The 1,478-nt window shown below is 71.8% G+C and carries 3 protein-coding genes; 1 reads left to right on the forward strand and 2 read right to left on the reverse strand.

Annotation, left to right across the window (positions count from 1 at the left end; all coding sequences use genetic code 11):
• Positions 1-143 precede the first annotated feature (143 nt).
• Both I5E_RS25450 and I5E_RS10535 read right to left on the reverse strand, forming a co-directional pair.
• Positions 144-299: a hypothetical protein gene (locus I5E_RS25450; protein WP_022906947.1), complete on the reverse strand. Its 156-nt coding sequence runs from the start codon at positions 297-299 to the stop codon at positions 144-146.
• Positions 300-458: 159 nt separating this feature from the next.
• Positions 459-905: a MarR family winged helix-turn-helix transcriptional regulator gene (locus tag I5E_RS10535; protein WP_022906948.1), complete on the reverse strand. Its 447-nt coding sequence runs from the start codon at positions 903-905 to the stop codon at positions 459-461.
• A gap of 119 nt (positions 906-1,024) precedes the next feature.
• On the opposite strand from I5E_RS10535, the gene I5E_RS10540 reads away from it, so the two are divergent.
• Positions 1,025-1,478 (forward strand): hypothetical protein (locus tag I5E_RS10540; protein ID WP_148286934.1); only part of this gene is annotated, 454 nt, incomplete at its 3' end.

Below are 1,478 nucleotides of genomic sequence, written 5' to 3' on the forward strand. Positions count from 1 at the left end.
AAGAGGGACTCCCGTCCCGCGCCCCACCGGCCGCCGATGCGCGCTGACCGACACGTCACGCGCNGCGTGACCCGNGCGGNGTCGCCCAGCGCGNGGAGANGGGAGGCGCGNGGNGGATNNNNCANGCGCCTCCCGTCGGTTCGTCAGCGGCCGCGCGGGTCGCGGGCGGTGTCGGTGAAGAAGTCGTCGTAGAGACCGGCGCCGTCCTGCAGCTCGCCGTACTTCCAGCGCTTGCGCATCCGACGGAACGTCTCGATGCGCACCGGATCGACGCCCTGCTGGGATTCGTACGTGCCCATGGTTCCCTCCCCGTCGTCTGGTACCCCCGATCGGGGGCATCCTCCGGAGACGCTACGGCCGGCGGTGGCTCCCGTCCGGCCAGATAGGTAGGGAAATTACCTAACTGCGCTTGGTGGACAAACGTTCGGGGTGCGTCCGCCACCGCCCGTACGCTGCCGTCACGGGGACGGGGCGCCGAACTCGAGCGCCTCGATGACGCGGTCGATGACCCGGACGTACTTCGCCCGCTCGCGATCAGTGAAGGAGGACACCAGCTCGTGCAGATGCTCGTTGGTGCTGTCCATCGCACTCGCGTAGGCGCGCTCGGTCTCCGGGGTCAACTCGATGTAGCGGCTCCGCCCGTCGTCCGGGTTCGGCACGCGGCACAGGTGTCCGGCCCGTTCGAGACGGTCGACGGCGCCCGTGACCGCCGGGCCGCTCAGGCCGAGGTGCGACGCGAGGTCCTTCACCCGGACCTTCCGCTCGGCGGCTTCCGCGCGGGCGACGTACTGCAGCACCGTGAGGTCCGAGCCGGAGACGTCCAGGCGCACCCGCAGTCGCCCGCGCAGCGCGCCCATCGCGGCCTCGAGCCGGGTGATGGCGGCCGTCAGGTCGATCTCACTCACGCGGTCGCCCCTTCGGTGCGGATCGGTTCCGCGCAACGATACGCCGCGCTCACCGGGACAGCGTATCCAGATAACGAGGGAGACAGCGGGTTCTGGACATCCGTCAGACGGGGGTGCGCGTGGCCGACCCGTTGACGGACGACTTCGCCGACGGACCGGTCCCGACGCCGGCGACGGTCCGCTTCGAGGTGTCCGGTGAGCTCCCTGCCGACGCCGCGCGGGACCTCGGCGCGGTCTACGGCGGCGAGCGGTGGGTCGCGCGCGTGACCGAGACGCCGTTCGAGTACCGGTACACGGCGATCGGTGACGCCGAGCTGACCGTTCGGCGGTCCCAGCTGCGCGGTGCGCTCTCGGGGGTGGTGCCGGCCGGCGGTGACTACGTCGTCACCTGGATCGGCTCCGGCACCGCCGAGGTCGAACGGCTCGGCGAACGGCTCGTGCTCCCGCTCGGCGCACCGGCGCTGTTCCCGCCCGACCACGAGTACGCCTTCCTCGTCACGGACCACGACCAGCGCATGGGGCACCTCGACCGCGCCTTCGTTCACCGGGGCGCCGCGACCCGCAGCACCGTCG

The organism is Curtobacterium sp. B18 (assembly GCF_000333375.1).
Classification (GTDB): Bacteria; Actinomycetota; Actinomycetes; order Actinomycetales; family Microbacteriaceae; genus Curtobacterium.

What these genes read in the sequence shown, in the direction of transcription:
- I5E_RS25450 (WP_022906947.1), bottom strand. Translation starts at nt 299, where the DNA reads ATGGGCACGTACGAATCCCAGCAGGGCGTCGATCCGGTGCGCATCGAG.